Annotated in this window: 14 protein-coding genes and 1 pseudogene; 9 read left to right on the top strand and 6 right to left on the bottom strand. The window is 73.9% G+C overall.

The genetic code is table 11. The features are described 5' to 3' along the window. Window positions 1-156: 156 nt before the first annotated feature. Window positions 157-495, top strand: coding sequence for a hypothetical protein (locus AB0E19_RS04360; protein ID WP_362173016.1), 339 nt, complete (start codon window positions 157-159; stop codon window positions 493-495). A gap of 39 nt (window positions 496-534) precedes the next feature. Here the strand turns inward: AB0E19_RS04360 and AB0E19_RS04355 are convergent, their stop codons facing one another. Continuing rightward, on the bottom strand, window positions 535-1,428 hold the full coding sequence (locus AB0E19_RS04355) for an NAD(P)-binding domain-containing protein (protein WP_362173013.1): 894 nt from the start codon (window positions 1,426-1,428) through the stop codon (window positions 535-537). A 148-nt stretch (window positions 1,429-1,576) separates the two neighbouring features. Between AB0E19_RS04355 and AB0E19_RS04350 the strand changes: the two are divergent. Further along, window positions 1,577-1,910: pseudogene (locus AB0E19_RS04350) on the top strand (helix-turn-helix domain-containing protein). Between the two features lie 38 nt (window positions 1,911-1,948). Here the strand turns inward: AB0E19_RS04350 and AB0E19_RS04345 are convergent. Both AB0E19_RS04345 and AB0E19_RS04340 read right to left on the bottom strand, forming a co-directional pair. Further along, entirely contained in the window at window positions 1,949-2,974 is a 1,026-nt protein-coding gene (locus tag AB0E19_RS04345; protein WP_362173010.1) for an alcohol dehydrogenase catalytic domain-containing protein, read from the bottom strand. Continuing rightward, a complete protein-coding gene (locus tag AB0E19_RS04340; protein WP_362173784.1) occupies window positions 2,971-4,125 on the bottom strand; it encodes a mandelate racemase/muconate lactonizing enzyme family protein in 1,155 nt (384 codons plus the stop codon). The genes AB0E19_RS04345 and AB0E19_RS04340 overlap by 4 nt, the downstream gene beginning before the upstream one ends. Before the next feature lie 200 nt (window positions 4,126-4,325). On the opposite strand from AB0E19_RS04340, the gene AB0E19_RS04335 reads away from it, so the two are divergent. Then, window positions 4,326-5,099 (top strand): IclR family transcriptional regulator, encoded by a 774-nt coding sequence (locus AB0E19_RS04335; protein WP_362173007.1) that lies wholly within the window; start codon window positions 4,326-4,328, stop codon window positions 5,097-5,099. Window positions 5,100-5,331: 232 nt separating this feature from the next. Here the strand turns inward: AB0E19_RS04335 and AB0E19_RS04330 are convergent, their stop codons facing one another. After that, on the bottom strand, window positions 5,332-6,588 hold the full coding sequence (locus AB0E19_RS04330) for an ROK family protein (RefSeq protein WP_362173004.1): 1,257 nt from the start codon (window positions 6,586-6,588) through the stop codon (window positions 5,332-5,334). 153 nt (window positions 6,589-6,741) lie between these two features. Between AB0E19_RS04330 and AB0E19_RS04325 the strand changes: the two genes are divergently transcribed. The 5 genes from AB0E19_RS04325 to dgoD are packed head-to-tail and all read left to right on the top strand — an operon-like array spanning window position 6,742 to window position 11,200. Next, a complete protein-coding gene (locus tag AB0E19_RS04325) occupies window positions 6,742-7,650 on the top strand; it encodes an SMP-30/gluconolactonase/LRE family protein (RefSeq protein WP_362173001.1) in 909 nt (302 codons plus the stop codon). 20 nt (window positions 7,651-7,670) lie between these two features. Beyond that, on the top strand, window positions 7,671-8,312 hold the full coding sequence (locus tag AB0E19_RS04320; protein WP_362172998.1) for a bifunctional 4-hydroxy-2-oxoglutarate aldolase/2-dehydro-3-deoxy-phosphogluconate aldolase: 642 nt from the start codon (window positions 7,671-7,673) through the stop codon (window positions 8,310-8,312). Further along, window positions 8,309-9,280: a sugar kinase gene (locus AB0E19_RS04315; RefSeq protein WP_362172995.1), complete on the top strand. Its 972-nt coding sequence runs from the start codon at window positions 8,309-8,311 to the stop codon at window positions 9,278-9,280. Before AB0E19_RS04320 ends, AB0E19_RS04315 begins: the two co-directional genes overlap by 4 nt. A 25-nt stretch (window positions 9,281-9,305) precedes the next feature. Next, window positions 9,306-10,058, top strand: coding sequence for an SDR family oxidoreductase (locus tag AB0E19_RS04310; RefSeq protein ID WP_362172992.1), 753 nt, complete (start codon window positions 9,306-9,308; stop codon window positions 10,056-10,058). Beyond that, a complete protein-coding gene (gene dgoD / locus AB0E19_RS04305; protein ID WP_362172989.1) occupies window positions 10,055-11,200 on the top strand; it encodes a galactonate dehydratase in 1,146 nt (381 codons plus the stop codon). Before AB0E19_RS04310 ends, dgoD begins: the two co-directional genes overlap by 4 nt. 58 nt (window positions 11,201-11,258) lie before the next feature. On the opposite strand, the gene AB0E19_RS04300 is transcribed toward dgoD, so the two are convergent. Together AB0E19_RS04300 and AB0E19_RS04295 are read right to left on the bottom strand one after the other, a co-directional pair. Beyond that, the gene (locus tag AB0E19_RS04300) at window positions 11,259-12,839 is read right to left on the bottom strand and encodes an arabinogalactan endo-1,4-beta-galactosidase (protein ID WP_362172986.1); all 1,581 of its coding nucleotides are present in this window, start codon (window positions 12,837-12,839) and stop codon (window positions 11,259-11,261) included. Between the two features lie 447 nt (window positions 12,840-13,286). Next, window positions 13,287-15,308 (bottom strand): beta-galactosidase, encoded by a 2,022-nt coding sequence (locus tag AB0E19_RS04295; protein ID WP_362172983.1) that lies wholly within the window; start codon window positions 15,306-15,308, stop codon window positions 13,287-13,289. A gap of 216 nt (window positions 15,309-15,524) precedes the next feature. On the opposite strand from AB0E19_RS04295, the gene AB0E19_RS04290 reads away from it, so the two are divergent. Beyond that, window positions 15,525-16,841: an extracellular solute-binding protein gene (locus AB0E19_RS04290; protein WP_362172980.1), complete on the top strand. Its 1,317-nt coding sequence runs from the start codon at window positions 15,525-15,527 to the stop codon at window positions 16,839-16,841. Window positions 16,842-16,860 lie beyond the last annotated feature (19 nt).

Raw genomic sequence — 16,860 nt, 5'->3', positions numbered from 1 at the left:
TAACGCGGGGGAGTTGACGTGTCCAGACTGTCGGCGGCGAAAAATCGAAGCGCTTCGACGAAAGCCTCGGCGGGGCCGGACCGAACTGTTCAGTCTTGACAGTGAACTGGTCGGTGTAGTTCCTTCGTGCGAGGCAGAGGACGAGGGGGTCGGCGGATGTTCGCGGTGGTGTACCGGTGGCGGCTGCGTCCCGGCCGGGAGCAGCAGCTCATGGACGGCTGGCACCGGGTCACCGTGGCGATCCACGAGGAGTGCGGGAGCTACGGCTCCCGGCTCCACCGCGCCGACGACGGCACCTGGGTGGCGTACGCCCGCTGGCCCGACCGGGAGACCCGCGAAAAGTGCGGTACGCCCGACCCCGAGGGCGAGGCGATGATGCGCGAGGCCATCGCGGAGTACTACCCCGAGACCCGCCTCACCCTCGTCGACGACCTCCTCGCCGAGCCCGACCCCGACCCCGAGCCCGACCCCGACCCCGAGCCCGAGGCCGGCTGACCGTCGGGACCGGGGCGCCGGGGCCGGGGCCGGGTCCGGTCAGGAGGCGTCGGACGGCCCCCGCAGCAGCTCGGTCAGAGCGGCGACGCTGTCCTCGCCGTGACCGGCCTCGGCGGCCCGCCGCACGAGGTCGTGCAGCGGCGCGAGCCAGCGGGCGTCCACCCCGGTCTCCTGCTCCAGCGCCGCGTCGTGGGCGGTGCCGGCGAGGAAGAGGTTCACGGAGGACTCCCCGGCGCCGTAGTCGCGCCGGTCGATCTCGTCGGCGAACACCGGCAGCAGCTCCTTGGTCATGTCGAGCAGCCGGCCGGTGAATCCCACCATGCTCGCGGCCGTCAGGCCGCGCGCCTGGAGGGCGGCGGCGCCCTGGAAGAAGCCGACGAGCGCGGGTAACAGGGCCGCCCCCACCGCCATCTCGTACAGCGCCGCCAGATCCGGCTCCTCGCCCAGGTGGACGGAGTCCCCGCCCAGCGCCCGCAGCGCCGGCGCGTGTGCGTCGAAGGCCGCCCGCTCACCGGCGAAGGTGAGGAGGGTCCCGGCCGCGCCGACCGCCGACGGGATGTCGAGGACCGCCCCCGCCAGGAAGCGCGCTCCGTGTCCGGCCGCCCACCGGGCCGTGTCCCGGGCCTCGGCGGGCGCCCCGCTGTTCAGGGTCACCAGGGTCCGGCCCGCCAGGTCCGCCCCGGGGGCGTCGAGGACTTCCCGGGTGGCGTCGAAGGTGGTGAGGCAGGCGACGACCAGCGGGCTCGCCGCCACGGCCGCCGCCGGCGTCGCGGCCACCGTCGCACCGCGCTCCGCGAGCGGCGCGGCCCGCTCCGGGGTCCGGTTCCAGACCGTCGTCGGGTGGCCGGCGGCGAGGAACGCCCCCGCGAGGGCGCTGCCCATCGATCCGAGGCCGATCACGGTGACGGGTGTGCGGTGCTGCTGCTCCGGCATGTCCAACTCCCAAGTAAGTGCGGTGGATCGGGGCGCGTGTGCGGCTGTTCGCGGCCCCGGATCCATCGTGCGAGAGTCCGTACATTGGATCAAGTACCGACAATTCTGTCGGGTACGCACAGGAAGGTACGTGGAGGGTGCGGGCGGGATGGGCGGACGGAAGTACACCTGCGGGCTGGACGCGGCCATCGCGGTCATGGGGGGGCAAGTGGAAAGGGCTCATCCTCTTCGCCCTGGGGGAACAGCCGCTGCGCTTCGGGGCCTTGCGCCGGGCCGTCCCGGGGATCAGCGAGCGGATCCTCATCCTCCAGCTGAAGGAGATGGCGGCGAGCGGCCTCGTGCACCGGGAGGCGCACGAGGAGGTGCCGCCGAAGGTGGTCTACTCCCTCACCCCGTTCGGGCGGTCGCTGAACACGGCCCTCGCCCCGCTGGGTGCCTGGGGCGAGGAACACCTGGAGCGCATCGAACGGCTCGGTCCGTGACGTGGGTCGTCCGTGAGGTGGGTCGTCCGTGACGCGGGTCAGGGGATCAGCAGGACCTTGCCGACCGCCGGGTCGCCACCGCCGACCAGGGCCAGCGCTTCGGCGAAGCCGTCGAGCGGGAACGCGTGGGTGATCAGCGGCGTCGGGTCGAGCAGCCCGCGGGCGAAGGCCGCGACCGCGTCCGCCCACGCGGCCGAGGAGGCGCCGAAGACGCTCCGCAGCTCCAGTTGACTCACCGACAGGTGCACCGGGTCGATGCCCGTGGCACCCTCCGCGAACATCCCGGTGAGCACCACCCGGCCGCCTCGGCGGGCCAGCAGACAGGCCGAGGCGGCCGTCGGGGGCGCCCCGGCCGTCTCCACCACCAGGTCGAACTCCCCGTGCGCGCCCGTGGCCTCCGCCGGGTCCAGGGCGCGGGTCGCGCCGAAGCCGAGGGCCCGGTCGGCGCGGGCCGCGTGCGGGTCGACCACGGCCAGTTCGGCGGGGGAGCGGGCGGCCAGCCACTGCACGGCGAGCAGGCCGAGCGTGCCCGCGCCCACGACCGCGATCCGCTCCCCGGGGCGCGGCCGCCCGGCCCGGAGCGCCGCGGCGACCACCGCGGCCGGTTCGAGCAGCGCCGCCGCCCGCAGGTCCGCGCCCTCCGGCAGGGGGTGCAGGAGCCGGGCGGGCACGAGCAGCCGGTCGGCGAAGGCGCCCGGTTCGGTGAAGCCGGTCTCCGCGTACCCGGCCGTGCACAGGCTCGTCTCGCCGCACCGGCACCGCTCGCAGGTCCCGCAGCGGCGGAAGCCCTCGGCGACGCACGGCCGGCCGAGCAGCGCCGGGTCCACGCCGGGGCCGACCGCCTCGACGGTGCCGGACCACTCGTGGCCCGGCACCACCGGATAGCGCACGTAGCCGGGCGCCCGCCTCCCCTCGTACACCTCCCGGTCGCTGAGGCAGATCCCGGCGGCGGCGACCCGCACCAGGACCTCGCCCGGGCCGGGTGCGGGGCGCGGGCGCGCCACCAGCCGGTGGACGCCGGGCCGTTCGACGAGGACCGCGCGGTCGGGTGCCCCGGCGCTCACTGCGGCCGCCTCTTCTCCCAGCCGTCGGCCCACAGGTCGAACCTGGCCCGCTGCCGGGGGAATGCGGCCGCCGCGTCCACGTCGAGCTCGACGCCGAGGCCGGGGGCGTACGAGAGGGGGAAGCAGCCGGTCTCCGGGTCGATCTCCGGCGCCCCGCGCACGACCTTCCGGATCTCCGCGTCGGCGAAGTCGTTGAAGTGCTCCAGGATCTTGAAGTTCGGCGTGCAGGCGGCGAGTTGGAGGGAGGCGGCGGTGAGGACCGAGCCGCCGACGTTGTGCGGGGCGACGCTCACGTAGTGGGTCTCGGCGGTCGCGGCGAGCTTGCGGGCCTCCAGGATGCCGCCGATGTGCCCCACGTCCGGCTGGATGACGTCGGCGGCCTGGGACTCGAACAGCTCGCGGAACTCGATCCGGTCGTGGATCCGCTCCCCGGTGGCGATCGGCAGCTCGGTCTTCCCGGCCACCTTGGCCAGCGCCTTCAGGTTCTCCGGCGGCACCGGCTCCTCCAGCCACGCCGGGCGGAAGGGGGCCAGCTCGCGGGCGAGCCGGATCGCCGTCGCGGGGGAGAAGCGCCCGTGCATCTCCACCATGAGCTCGGTGTCCGGGCCGACGGCGTCCCGCACGGCCTCGACGAGCGAGATCGCGTACCGCGAGGCGGCCGGGTCGAGTTCGAGGCGGCCGGCGCCGAACGGGTCGAGCTTCAGGGCCCGGTAGCCGCGCGCCACGACCGCGCGCGCCGCCTCGTGATACGCCTCCGGCGTCCGCTCGGTCGTGTACCAGCCGTTCGCGTACGCGGGCACCCGCTCGGTCACCCGCCCGCCGAGCAGCTGCCAGACCGGCACGCCCAGCGCCTTGCCCTTGATGTCCCAGCAGGCCGTCTCGACGACCGCGATCCCGGACATCACGATCTCGCCGGCCCGCCCGAAGTCCCCGTACTTCATCCGCCGGACGAGGTCCTCGACGGCGAACGGGTCCGAGCCCGCGATGTGGTTCGCCTCCGCCTCGCGCAGATAGCCGAGCAGGGCGTCGGTGTGACCGAGCATCCGGGTCTCGCCGACGCCCGTCAGACCCTCGTCCGTGTGCACCAGGACATAGGTGAGATTGCGCCAGGGGGTGCCGACGACATGAGTGGTGATGCCCGTGATGCGCACGGTGGAGGCTCCCAGGATGTTCATCGTGCCGAACGGCGTTCGACGGGTGGGCGTGAGCGCGGGCAGCGGCTGTCCGGGGCGCCGAGCGTCACCGAGGGCGCTCCGGTGCCGTTGCCCGGTTTCCGGTCGGGGGCTAGTCTCTGTCCGCGATTTCGGTCGTGGTACGACATATCGAACGGCGTGAAGGTGGGGTGGGGGCCATGGGACGACTCGTGCCCGCGGTGGCCAGGGCATTCGACATTCTGGAGCTCTTCCTCCAGGGGGACGGCACGCTCTCCGCGCCCGAGATCACCCGCCGCCTCCGGCTGCCCCGCACCACCACCCACGAGCTGGTCTCCACGCTCGTGGCGCGCAACTACCTGGTCCCCGTGCCGGAACAGCCCGGCCGCTACCGGCTCGGGGTGCGCACGTACCAGCTCGGCAGCCGGTACGCCGAGCAGCTCGACCTCGCGGCGGAGGGGCGCCGGGTCGCCCACGAGATCGCCGAGACCTGCGGGGAGACCGTCCACGTGGCGCTCCTGGAGGACGCGGACGTCATCTACGTCGCCAAGGTGGACTCCACCCATGCCGTCCGCATGGTGTCGGCGGCCGGCCGGCGGCTCCCCGCCCACTGCACGGCCGTCGGCAAGATGCTCCTCGCGATGCTGCCGGCCGAGGAGCTCGACGCGCTCCTCGACGGGCGCGAGCTGGCCCGCATGACCCCGAACAGCATCACGGATCCGGACGTGCTGCGCGCCGCGCTCGCCGAGATCGCCATCCTCGGCGTCGCCGTCGAACAGCGCGAGTCCAACCCGGACGTCTCCTGCGTCGCCGCCCCCGTCCGCGACCGCACGGGCCGGGTCGTCGCCGCGCTCTCCGTCTCCGTCCCGGTCATCCGCTGGGACGAGGCCCGCGAGAACGAACTCACCGCCCTCGCCGTCCACGGCGCCACCGACCTCTCCACCCGCCTCGGCCACCGCGGCTCGGTGCGCTGACACCCGGGCGGGCGCGGATGCCCGCAGGGGCGCCGCCCCGTACCGCCCGCGCGCGCCCACGGGCCCCGGCCCGCGCGCGAACCCGGCGTCGCACGCCCGCGCCGGCGGGCCCCCCGGGACCGTCGCCCGCCGGCGGGCGACGACCGGCCGGCGCGCGGACGCGGCCCGGTACGCCTGGGTCGGGCCGGCCGTGGGCGCCGGCCCGCGCACGGGCCAGGGCCGGAGCTCGTGCTCAGCCACTCGCGGTTCCGCCGCCCTTCGCGGCCCTGCGCATGCGGCTGACCGGGCCGAAGACCTCGCGGTCGTCGAGGAAGCCCTCCAGGGCGAAGGTCGCCGCGCCCCGGGTCACGGGGTTGTGCGGGACGGCGCTGCGGCGCAGGGTGGCCGCGCGGTGCGGCAGGGCGAGGGCGTGCCGGCCCACCGCCTCGTACGCCGCCGGGAGCAGCCGCTCGCCCAGCAGGTCGACGACCTGGTTGCCGACCACCACGACCTGAGGGTTGACGAGGTTGACGAGGTTGGCGACGGCCGCGCCCAGGTAGCGGGCCGTGCGGTCCACGACGGCGGCGGCCACCGGATCGTCCGCGTCGGCCGCGCGGGCCAGCGCCGCGACCGTCGCCGCGTCGTCGGGCCCGGCCGCCCGCTCGTCGCCGGGGGCGAGCTCCCGCCAGGTCTCGGCGATCCCGCGCAGCGACACGTACGCCTCGACGCAGCCCCGGTTGCCGCAGGTGCACGGCCGGCCGTCGAGGGCGAGGCAGGTGTGCCCCCACTCGCCCGCGCTGTTGGTGAAGCCGCGGTACAGCTGCCCGCCGACCGCGATGCCCGCGCCGACACCGGCCCGCAGCGTCAGCACCACCAGGTCGTCCACCTCGCGGCCCGCGCCGAACCACATCTCCGCGACCGTGCTGGCCCGCAGCGGGTTGTCCAGCCACAGCGGCAGCCCGAGCCGCTCGTCGAGCAGGGCCCGCAGCGGCACCTCGTGCCAGGACCAGTACGGCGAGAAGGACGAGACCCCGCCCTCGCGCTCGACCATGCCCGGCACGCTCACCCCGGCGCCGAGGACCCGGGCGCGGTCGGTCCCGGATTCGGCGAGCAGCTCCTCCACGGCCCCGGCGAGCGTGTCGACGACGTCGGCGGGCCGGACGTCCCCCGGCGGCAGCGGCCGCTCCACGGAGTGCCGGACCGTCAGGGCCAGGTCGAACAGCTCCGCGTGGACGGAGGTCTCGGCGATGTCGACGCCGATCAGCGCGCCGCGCTCGGCGTTCACGGCGAGCCGTGCGCGCGGCCGCCCGCCGCCGGACTCCTCGTGCCCGGCCTCGACGAGGACGCCGGCCTCCAGGAGTTCGGCGGTGAGGTTGGCGACCGTCGCGAAGGAGAGGCCCGTGGCGGCGGCGACGTCCTGCCGGCTCATCGCGCCCGGGCCCGCGTAGACCCGGCGCAGCACCTCGAAGCGGTTGAGGCGGCGAATGTCCTGCGAGGTGCGCCTGATCATCCCTGCTGCCCTCCGTCGGTGCGCTGTCGTCACCCGATCTTATTCGAAGGGTTGGAAGAAGAGCCCGGAGGGTTATTTACAACCGTTAGACGAACCCGTAGTTTTTCTGCCGTCACCCCATCACCCCTCAGCACCCACCCCGGAGGAGAAGCGATGCTCCAGCTCAGCGCCGTGCCCTGCGCCCCCGCGCCCGGCCGCCTGCCCGAAGGCCCGGTCTGGGACGCCGCCCGCCGGGAACTCCTCTGGGTCGACATCACCGAGGGCCTCGTCCACCGCGCGGCCCTCACCCGGGAGGACGGCCGCACCGACGTGGTGCCGACCGCCGCCCTCCGCTTCGACCGCCCCGTGGGCGCGGCCGTCCCCTGCGCCTCCGGGGCCCTCCTCGTCGCCGCCGGCACCGCCTTCGTCCGCCTGGAGGACGGCCGGCCCCCGGCCGAGGCCGTCGCGCTCGCCGCGCCCGCCCTCCCCGACGACGGCGTCCCGCGCCGCTTGAACGACGCCTCCGTCGACCCCGCCGGACGCCTCCTCGGCGGCACCATGGCCTTCGACGAGCGGCCCGGCGCCGGCGCCCTCTACCGCCTCGACGGCGACGGCCTCACCACCCTCGTCGAGCCCGTCACCATCTCCAACGGCCTCGGCTGGAGCCCCGACGGCACCCTCCTCTACTACGCCGACAGCCCCACCCGCCGCGTCGACGTCTTCGACTACGACCCCGCCACCGGCGCCGTCTCCGGCCGCCGCCCCTTCGCCGCCTTCGACACCGGCTACCCCGACGGCCTCACCGTCGACGCCGAGGGCAACGTGTGGGTCGCCGTCTGGGGCGGCGGCGAAGTCCTCGCCCTCACCCCCGGAGGCGCCCCGCACGCGCGCGTGGAGCTGCCCGCCTCCCACGTCACCAGCTGCGCCTTCGCCGGACCCGACCTCGACGTCCTCGTCATCACCACCGCCACCCACCACCTCCCCGAGGAACGCCGCCGCGCCGAACCCGACGCCGGTCGCCTCTTCGTCTGCCGCCCGGGCGTCACGGGCCTGCCCGCCACCCCGTACGCCGACCACCAGTGACCCACCCTCAGGAACCCACCATGACCAGCCCGTACGAGGGACTGCGCGCCGCCCTGGCCGCCGCCCCCGTCATCGCGATCCTCCGCTCCTCCTCGGCCACCCGCTTCGCCGAGGTCACCGACACCCTCCTCGCCTCCGGCGTCCGCGCCGCCGAGTTCACCCTCACCACCCCGGGGGTCCTCGACGCGCTCCGCGAGTACGCCGCCGACGCCCCGCCCGGCCTCGCCCTCGGCGCCGGCACGGTCACCACCCCCGCCGACGCGCAGGCCGCCGTCGAAGCCGGCGCCACCTACCTCATCACCCCCGCCACCTGCACCGACGTCATCGCCGAGGCCGTCCGCCTCGACGTGCCGGTGCTGCCGGGCGCGTACACCCCGACCGAGATCCTCACCGCCTGGCGGGCCGGCGCGACCATGGTCAAGCTCTTCCCCGCCTCGACCGGCGGCCTCGACCACCTCAAGGCCGTCCGCGCCCCGCTCCCCGACATCCCGCTCGTCCCCACCGGGGGCATCGGCGCCGCCGACGCCCCCGCCTACCTCGCCGCCGGCGCCACCGCCCTCGGCATCGGCGGCCCCCTCGTCGGCGACGCCTGCGAGGGCGGCTCGCTCACGGCCCTCACCGAGCGGGCGGCGGCCTTCCTGGACGGGATACGGCTCCGATGACGCACCCCGCACGCGCGCGTGGACCCGCCCCCGCCCTGGTGACCCTCGGGGAAGCCATGGCCGTCGTCGCCGCCACCACCCCCGGACCCTTCGCCAACGGCGCCCCGATGCGGCTCGGCTGGGCCGGCGCCGAGGCCACCGTCGCCGTCGGCGTCAGCAGGCTCGGCCACACCGCCGCCTGGACCGGCCGGGTCGGCGACGACGCCGCCGGCGCGATGATCCTCGCCGGACTCCGCGCCGAGGGCGTCGACGTCACCGGCGCCCGCACCGACCCCGACGCCCCCACCGGACTGATGCTCCGCGAGCGCCGCACCGCCGACCGGCTCCGCGTCGGCTACTACCGGGCCGGCCTCGCCGGCTCCCGGCTCGCCCCCGGCGACCTCGACGAGTCCCTCGTCACCGGCGCCCGGATCCTCCACGTCACCGGCATCACCCCCGCGCTGAGCGCCACCGCACGCGCCGCCGTCGCCCACGCGGTGGCCCTCGCCCGGGGCGCCGGCGTCACCGTCTCCCTCGACGTCAACCACCGCGCCCGCCTGTGGAGCCGCGCCGACGCCGCCGAGGTGCTCGGCCCACTCCTCCCGTACACCGACCTGGTCTTCGCCGGACCCGAGGAGGCCACCCTCTTCGTCCCCGACGGCGCACCCGAGGAGATGGCCCTCGCCCTCACCCGGCTCGGCCCCGCCGAGGCCGTCCTCAAGCTCGGCGCCGACGGCGCCCTCACCGTCACCGGCGGCGCGTGCCACCTCCGGGCCGCGATCCCCGTCACCGCCGTCGACCCCGTCGGCGCGGGCGACGCCTTCGTCTCCGGCTACCTCGCCGCCCTCCTCGACGGCTCCCCGGTCCCCGAACGGCTCCGGCTCGCCGCCCTCTGCGGCGCCTTCGCCGTCTCCGTCCCCGGCGACTGGGAGGGCATCCCGCACCGCAACGAACTCGGCCTGCTGGCCGCCCAGGACATCACCCGCTGACCCCCAGCCCCAGAAAGCCCCTCCCATGAACCGTTTCTCCGGGCAGACCGCCGTCGTCACCGGCGCCGCCCACGGGATCGGCGCGGCCAGCGCCGCCCGCCTCGCCCGCGAAGGCGCCGCCGTCGTCGTCGCCGACATCGCCGCCACCGCCGGCGAGGCCGTCGCCGCCCGCATCCGCGAGGAAGGCGGCCGCGCCGCGTACATCCGCTGCGACGTCTCCTCCGAGACCGACTGGACCGCGCTGCGCGAGGAGACCCACGAGCGCTTCGGCCCCGTCTCCGTCCTCCACAGCAACGCCTTCGTCCACACCCCGGCCGCCGCCCACGAACTCCCCGTGGACACCTGGGACCGCGAGCTCGCCGTCAACCTCCGCTCGCTCTACCTCGCCGCCCGCACCTTCCTCGACGACCTGCGCGCCGAGGGCGGCAGCCTCGTCGCCACCTCCAGCGTCCACGCCGCCTTCGGCCTCCCCGGCTACCCCGCCTACGCGGCCGCCAAGGGCGGCATGTGCGCCCTGATCCGCCAGTTCGCCGTCGAGTACGGCCCCGACGTGCGCTTCAACTCCGTGCTGCCCGGCCCGATCCTCACCGACGTCTGGAACGACGTCGACGAGGACGGCCGCCGCCTCTCCGCCGAAGCCACCGCCCTGGCCCGCCTCGGCCGCCCGGAGGAGGTCGCCGCCGCCGTCGCCTTCCTCGCCTCGGCCGACGCCGCCTACATCACCGGCACCAACCTCGTCGTCGACGGCGGCTGGACCGTCAAGAAGGACTCCAAGTGAAGATCACCTCCCTGAAGACCTACCTCGTCGCCCCCCGCTGGTGCTTCCTGCGGATCGACACCGACGAGGGGATCACCGGCTGGGGCGAACCCGTCGTCGAGGGCCGCGCCCACACCGTCGCCGCCGCCGTCGACGAACTCTCCGACTACCTCGTCGGGCAGGACCCGATGCGCATCGAGGACCACTGGCAGGTCCTCACCAAGGGCGGCTTCTACCGGGGCGGCCCGATCCTCTCCAGCGCCGTCGCCGGCATCGACCAGGCCCTGTGGGACATCAAGGGCAAGGCCCTCGGCGTCCCCGTCTGGGAACTCCTCGGCGGCCACGTCCGCGACCGCGTCCGCGTCTACAGCTGGATCGGCGGGGACCGCCCCGACGAGGTCGCGAGCGAGGCCCTGGCCCGCAAGGCCGAGGGCTTCACCGCCATCAAGATGAACGCCTCCGCGCAGCTGCGGCTCATCGACACCCCGGCCGCCACCCAGGCCATCGTCGACCGGGTCGCCTCCCTCCGCGAGGCCGTCGGCGACGCGTTCGACATCGCCATCGACTTCCACGGCCGGCTCACCCTCCCCATGGCCCGCCGGGTCCTGCCGCTCCTGGAGCCGTACCTCCCCTTCTTCGTGGAGGAGCCGGTCGTCCCCGAACTCAGCGACCACATCGGCGAGATCGTCCGCTCCACCTCCATCCCGATCGCCACCGGCGAACGCCTCTACTCCCGCTGGGACTTCAAGAAGGTCCTCGGTCAGGGCATCGCCGTCGCCCAGCCGGACCTCTCGCACGCCGGCGGCATCTCCGAGACGCGCCGCATCGCCGCGATGGCGGAGGCGTACGACGTCTCCCTCGCCCCGCACTGCCCGCTCGGCCCCATCGCGCTCGCCTCCTGCCTCCAGGTCGGCTTCGCGACCCCGAACCTGCTCATCCAGGAGCAGAGCCTCGGCATCCACTACAACACCGGCTCCGACCTCCTCGACTACCTCGTCGACCCCTCGGTCTTCCGCTACGAGGACGGACACGTGGCCCTGCCCACCGGCCCCGGCCTCGGCATCGAGGTCGACGCGAAGGCCGTGGAGCGGGCCGCCGAGACCGGTCACCGCTGGCGCAACCCGGCCTGGCGGCGCGACGACGGCTCCCTCGCGGAGTGGTAGCACACGGGTGAAGGGCCGGACTCCGACGAGGAGTCCGGCCCTTCAGGGCGTGCCGGCCCTACCGGTGGGCGAACCAGGACGCCGCCGGAAGCAGCCTGCTGTCGTAGTCGAACAGGGCCTGGTTCTCCCAGGCGTTGCCCGACGACGGGTCCGTCGGGTCCCAGCCGTTGCCGGTGACCGCCGTCCAGGCCGGCTCCCAGTAGACGACGCCGAGACCGCGGCCGCCCGGCACGGCCTCCACGACGTTCATCACGTCACGCAGCCAGGCCGACTGCCCCGCCGAGGACGCCGGGTAGCCGGAGATCAGCTCCGACGACAGATCGATGATGTTCTCGTGCGCGTCCTTGCTGTCCAGCCGGAACGGGTACGCCGTCTCCGCGACCATCACCTTCTTGCCGTAACGGGCCGCTATGTCGTCCAGGTTGGCCTGGAGCGAGGACAGCGCCCCGTGCCAGTAGCCGTAGAAGGACAGTGCGATCACGTCGTAACTCACGCCCTGCGCCGTGGCGTTGTCGAACCACGTGCGGTACAGCGCGTTGTCGCCGCCGTTCGCCAGGTGCAGCGCGATCTGGGTCGAGGAGGACACGGCCTTCGCCGCCGAGATGCCCGAGTCGAGCAGCCCCGCGAGCTGCGTCCAGTTGCTCGTCGACCCCTCGGGCCACAGCATGCCGGTGTTGATCTCGTTGCCGATCTGCACCATGTCGGCCGTGGTGCCCTGCGCCTTCAGCGCGTCGAGGACGTCGTAGGTGTGGTTGTACACGTCCGTCTTCAGCTGCGTGTACGAGTGCCCCGCCCACGCCGCCGGCTTCGTCTGGGCGCCCGGGTCGGCCCAGATGTCCGAGTAGTGGAAGTCCACCAGCAGCTTCATGCCCTGCGCCTTGATGCGCTTGGCGGTGGCGAGGACCTGGGACTTGGTGTTGTAGCCGTCGGCCGGGTTCACCCACACCTTCAGCCGCCCGTAGTTGGCGCCCGCGCCCTTGAGGAGCGCGACCGGGTCGCCGGCCGTCCCCGAGGCGTTCTTGTACGTGGCGCCGAAGTCCTCGTTCTTCTCCAGGGCGGACAGGTCCACGCCCTTCACGCCGAGCCCGGTCGAGCCCGAGGTGAAGGTGAGGTCGTCCACGTTGAGCCAGTTGCCCGCGTTGGCGTCGGAGTTGACGCTGACGGTGCAGCCGCCGCCGACCACCTTGACCGAGGTCACGACCCGTATCCAGGAGCTGGTGGTCACCGGCAAGTCGGTGCGCTGCTCGGCGGACCCGCAGTTGCGCAGGGCGAGATACGCGGCGTTCTGACCGCCGCCCGAACGCACCCAGGCGCTCAGCGTGTACGTGCCGTCGGCGAGCCCGCTGAGGTACTGGTACGTCTCGACCTTGTACGCGGACGACGACCAGTGCGAGAGGCGGTAGCCGCCGCCGTGGCCACCGGCCTCGGTGAAGGAGGCGGCGTTCTGCCCGGCGGCGGAGTACGTCGACCAGCCGGACGGCGTCGCCGTGCCGGCGCCGTCGGCCTCGAAGCCGGTGTTGGTGAGCGTGCTCGCGGCCACGGCCTGCTGCGCGGGCAGCGGGGCGAGCAGCAGCCCCGCGCCGAGCGCGGCGGCGAGAGCGGCGGAACGAAGCCGGAATCGGCCTCTGGTGGTACGCATCGTCGAGTCCCTTCGACGGTGACGGATGGGGGAGTGGTGGTGCTCGGGGTGGCGCTGTTCCTCGGGGACGGGATCGGGGTGGTACGGCTCACCCGGGGGCGGCGCAGCGGGTGCGTGCCGCCCCCGGGGAGATCGGGGGCCGGCCCCGTGACGGGGCCGGGAGGGGGAGGGGGGAGAGAGGCGGGGGCGTAATACGGGGAGGCGGGCGAGCGGCGGAGGGGGGAGCTCGGGGCGTGAGGTGCGGGATCCCGGATCCCGGATCCCGGATCCCGGATCCCGGATCCCGGATCCCGGATCCCGGATCCCGGATCTTGGATCTTGGATCTTGGATCTTGGATCTTGGATCCAAGATCCGGGCGTCAGCCATGGGTCGTGGCCCACGGCCCATGGCCCACGGGCTCTACGACCTGAGCCGGACGGCCCGGAGCCCTCCGTCCGGACCGACCGTCAGCCGTCCAGCCGGACGACCCGGACGCCGCCCGCCGGGACGGTGAGCGTGCCGTGCACCGCGCCGTCGGCGAGCAGTTCCGTGCCCGGGCCGTCCAGCGGGACCTTCGCCTCCGCGTCCGTGTGGTTGAGGACGAAGACGTAGTGGCCGTGGGCGCCGGCGCGGCGGACGACCTCGACGTCGCGCGGGAGCGAGGGGCGGCTCGGGATGCCGGCGTCCTCCGCGGCCGCCGCCACGATCGCGTCCAGCGAGGCCGCGTCGAGGCGGGTGGAGACGTACCAGGCGGTGCCTCGCCCGAGCCGGTGCCGGGTGACGGCGGGTCCGCCGGCGGCGGGGCCGTCCGCGTACGTCCACACGGTCTCGGCGCCGCGCGGGCGGACGAACTCGGTCCACACGTCGCCGGTGAGCGCCGCGCCGCCGGGGCCGGAGAGGCCGACCCGCTGGTGGTCGAGGAGCGGCGACCACTCGTCGACGGTGAGTCCGAGGACGTCCCGCAGGGCGCCCGGGTAGGCGCCGGGGTGGACGGCGTCGTGCTCGTCGACGATCCCGGAGAAGTACGAGACGACGAGCGTGCCGCCGTTCTCCACGTACTCCCGCAGGTTCCGCCCGGCCGCCTCCGTCATCAGGTACAGCGCGGGGACGACGACCAGCGGGTAGGCGGACAGGTCGGCCTCGGGGTGCGCGAAGTCCACCGTCAGGTGCCGGTCGTAGAGGGTCTCGTAGAAGCTGTCGGCGCGCTCGCGGGCGTCGTGCGCCTCGTTCGGCCGCCACTCCAGCTTCTGTGCCCACCAGGACTGCCAGTCCCACAGCATCGCCACGTCCGGGACGGTCCGGCTGTCGCGCACCTCCTCCAGGGCGGCGAGCCCGGCGCCGAGCCCGACGACCTCGCGCCAGATCCGGGTGTCGGTGCCGCCGTGCGGGACCATCGCCGAGTGGAACTTCTCGGCGCCGCGCCGGGACTGCCGCCACTGGAAGAACATGGCGCCCTCGGAGCCGCGGGCGACGTGGGCCAGGGAGTTGCGGGCCATCTCGCCGGGCCGCTTCGCCGGGTTGCGCGGCTGCCAGTTCACGCCCGAGGTGGAGTGCTCCAGGAGCAGCCAGGGCGCGCCGCCGGCGACGGAGCGGGTGAGGTCGGCGGCCATCGCGAGGTTGACGTGGGTGCGGCGGCCGTCGGTGATCAGATAGTGGTCGTTGGTGACGAGGTCGACCTCGCGGCCCCAGGCCCAGTAGTCGATCGAGTCGCACTGGCTGAGCGCGGTCATGAAGTTGGTGGTGACCGGGACGCCCGGGGACAGCTCGTGGAGGATGTCCCGCTCCGCGCGGAAGTTCTCGCGGATGGTGGCGTCGGCGAAGCGCCGGTAGTCCAGCTGCTGGGCCGGGTTGCCGACGGTCGGGGTGGTGCGGGGCGGCAGGATCTCCTCGTACGTGCCGTACCGCTGCCCCCAGAAGGCGGTGCCCCATGCCTCGTTCACGGCCTCGACGGAGCCGTACGTGCGGTCCAGCCACCGGCGGAAGTGCGCGGCGCAGGTGTCGCAGTAGCAGGCGCTGACGGGGACGCCGTACTCGTTGTGGACGTGCCAGAGCGCGAGCGCCGGGTGGCCTGCGTACCGGCGGGCCAGCTCGGTGGTGATCCGGGCGGCGGCCTCCCGGTAGGCGGGGGAGCTGTGGCAGATCGTCCCGCGCGAGCCGTACGTGAGGCGGACGCCGTCCGGGGTGACGGGCAGCGCCTCGGGGTGGGCGCGGTAGAACCAGGCGGGCGGGGCGACCGTCGGGGTGCCGAGGTCGACGCGGACGCCGTGGGCGTGCAGCAGGTCGAGGACCCGGTCGAGCCAGCCGAAGTCGTACCGGCCGGGCTCGGGCTCCAGGAGCGCCCAGGAGAAGATCCCGACGCTCACCATGGTGACGCCGGCCTCCTGCATCAGCCGCACGTCCTCCTGCCAGACGCTTTCCGGCCATTGTTCGGGGTTGTAGTCCCCGCCGAACGCGAGCCGGGTCAGGCCCTTGGGGGTCGTGGCAGACATGAGTCTCTCCTGAGCACCTGTGAAACGGAAGGGGGTGTTCGATCGCCGTAGCTGTGAACGTACACACATCAGATTTCGAAGTGGCAACGCAACATAACCGCACAGGAACAACCATTGACAAGTGTCCGGAACGTTTCTCTACTGTGAACGCTCACAGATGCATGGTCGGCCTCTCCGTCCGAAGGAGAGGCCCCTTTCGGTCAGGGAGAACCACCCATGCCCCAGTTCACGCGCCGCAGCCTCGCCGCCGCCACCGCCGTGCTCCTCGGCGCCACCGCGCTCACCGCCTGCGGATCCGACTCCGGCGACGGGACGGGCGCCGCGTCCGGCCCCGTCAAGCTCACCTACTGGGCCTGGGCGCCCGGCATGGACAAGGTCGCCGCCCTCTGGAACGCCAAGCACCCCGACATCCAGGTCACGGTGCAGAAGCAGGCCTCCGGCGACGACCTCGTCACCAAGATCATCACCGCCGCCAAGGCCCGCAAGGGGCCGGACCTGGTCCAGGCCGAGTACCAGGCCCTCCCCACCCTCGTCACCAACGACGCCCTCGCCGACATAGGCGGCGAGGTGCAGGGCGCCGAGAAGAAGTTCGCCCCCGGCGTCTGGCAGCAGACCACCCTCGGCGGCGACGCGGTCTACGCCCTCCCGCAGGACTCCGGCCCGCTGATGTTCTTCTACCGCGAGGACCTCTTCAAGCAGTACGGCCTCACCGTCCCCACCACCTGGGACGCCTTCGCCGAGACCGCCCGCGCGCTGAAGAAGAAGGCCCCCAAGAAGTCCCTCACCACCTTCTCCGCCAACGACGCCGGCCTCTTCGCCGGCCTCTCCCAGCAGGCCGGCGCCCAGTGGTGGACCTTCGAGGGCGACACCTGGAAGGTCGGCATCGACGACGCCGCAACCAAGAAGGTCACCGACTTCTGGGGCGGCCTGGTCGCCGAGGGCGCCATCGACAACCAGCCCATGTACACCCCCGCCTGGAACAAGGCCCTCGACACCGGCGAGCAGATCGCCTGGGTCTCCGCCGTCTGGGCACCCGGCACCCTCACCACCGCCGCCCCCGCCACCAAGGGCAAGTGGGCCATGGCCCCCCTCCCGCAGTGGAGCGAGGGCGAGAACGCCACCGGCAGCTGGGGCGGCTCCTCCACCGCCGTCACCAGCCACTCCCCGCACAAGGAGGCCGCCGCCCAGTTCGCCGTCTGGCTGAACACCGACCCCGAGGCGCTCGCCGCCCTCGTCAAGGAGAGCGGCATCTACCCGGCCGCCACCGCCGCCCAGACCAGCGGCGCCCTCGCCAAGGCCCCCGACTACTTCGCCAACCAGCCCGACTTCTACACGAAGGCCGCCGAGATCGCGAAGACCACCGCCCCCGCCGCCTGGGGCCCCAACGTGAACGTCGCCTACACCGCCTTCAAGGACGAGTTCGGCAAGGCCGCCAAGGCCAGGACCGCCGCCGCCTTCGACAAGGCCCTCACCACCGTCCGCGACACCACCGTGAACGACCTCGACAAGCAGGGCTTCGAGGTCGCCAATTGAAACCTCCCCTCCCTTGGGG

The sequence above is a fragment of the Streptomyces sp. NPDC047974 genome (genome assembly GCF_040653375.1).
Classification (GTDB): domain Bacteria; phylum Actinomycetota; class Actinomycetes; order Streptomycetales; family Streptomycetaceae; genus Streptomyces.
This window is presented reverse-complemented; position numbering and strand designations above follow the sequence as displayed.

Excerpts from the sequence above, each read along its gene's own strand:
- AB0E19_RS04290 (WP_362172980.1), top strand. The coding sequence starts at position 15,525 with ATGCCCCAGTTCACGCGCCGCAGCCTCGCCGCCGCCACCGCCGTGCTC.
- AB0E19_RS04315 (WP_362172995.1), top strand. The coding sequence starts at position 8,309 with ATGACGCACCCCGCACGCGCGCGTGGACCCGCCCCCGCCCTGGTGACC.
- AB0E19_RS04310 (WP_362172992.1), top strand. The coding sequence starts at position 9,306 with ATGAACCGTTTCTCCGGGCAGACCGCCGTCGTCACCGGCGCCGCCCAC.
- AB0E19_RS04320 (WP_362172998.1), top strand. The coding sequence starts at position 7,671 with ATGACCAGCCCGTACGAGGGACTGCGCGCCGCCCTGGCCGCCGCCCCC.
- AB0E19_RS04300 (WP_362172986.1), bottom strand. The coding sequence starts at position 12,839 with ATGCGTACCACCAGAGGCCGATTCCGGCTTCGTTCCGCCGCTCTCGCC.
- AB0E19_RS04325 (WP_362173001.1), top strand. The coding sequence starts at position 6,742 with ATGCTCCAGCTCAGCGCCGTGCCCTGCGCCCCCGCGCCCGGCCGCCTG.
- AB0E19_RS04335 (WP_362173007.1), top strand. The coding sequence starts at position 4,326 with ATGGGACGACTCGTGCCCGCGGTGGCCAGGGCATTCGACATTCTGGAG.
- AB0E19_RS04330 (WP_362173004.1), bottom strand. The coding sequence starts at position 6,588 with ATGATCAGGCGCACCTCGCAGGACATTCGCCGCCTCAACCGCTTCGAG.
- AB0E19_RS04360 (WP_362173016.1), top strand. The coding sequence starts at position 157 with ATGTTCGCGGTGGTGTACCGGTGGCGGCTGCGTCCCGGCCGGGAGCAG.
- AB0E19_RS04295 (WP_362172983.1), bottom strand. The coding sequence starts at position 15,308 with ATGTCTGCCACGACCCCCAAGGGCCTGACCCGGCTCGCGTTCGGCGGG.
- AB0E19_RS04355 (WP_362173013.1), bottom strand. The coding sequence starts at position 1,428 with ATGCCGGAGCAGCAGCACCGCACACCCGTCACCGTGATCGGCCTCGGA.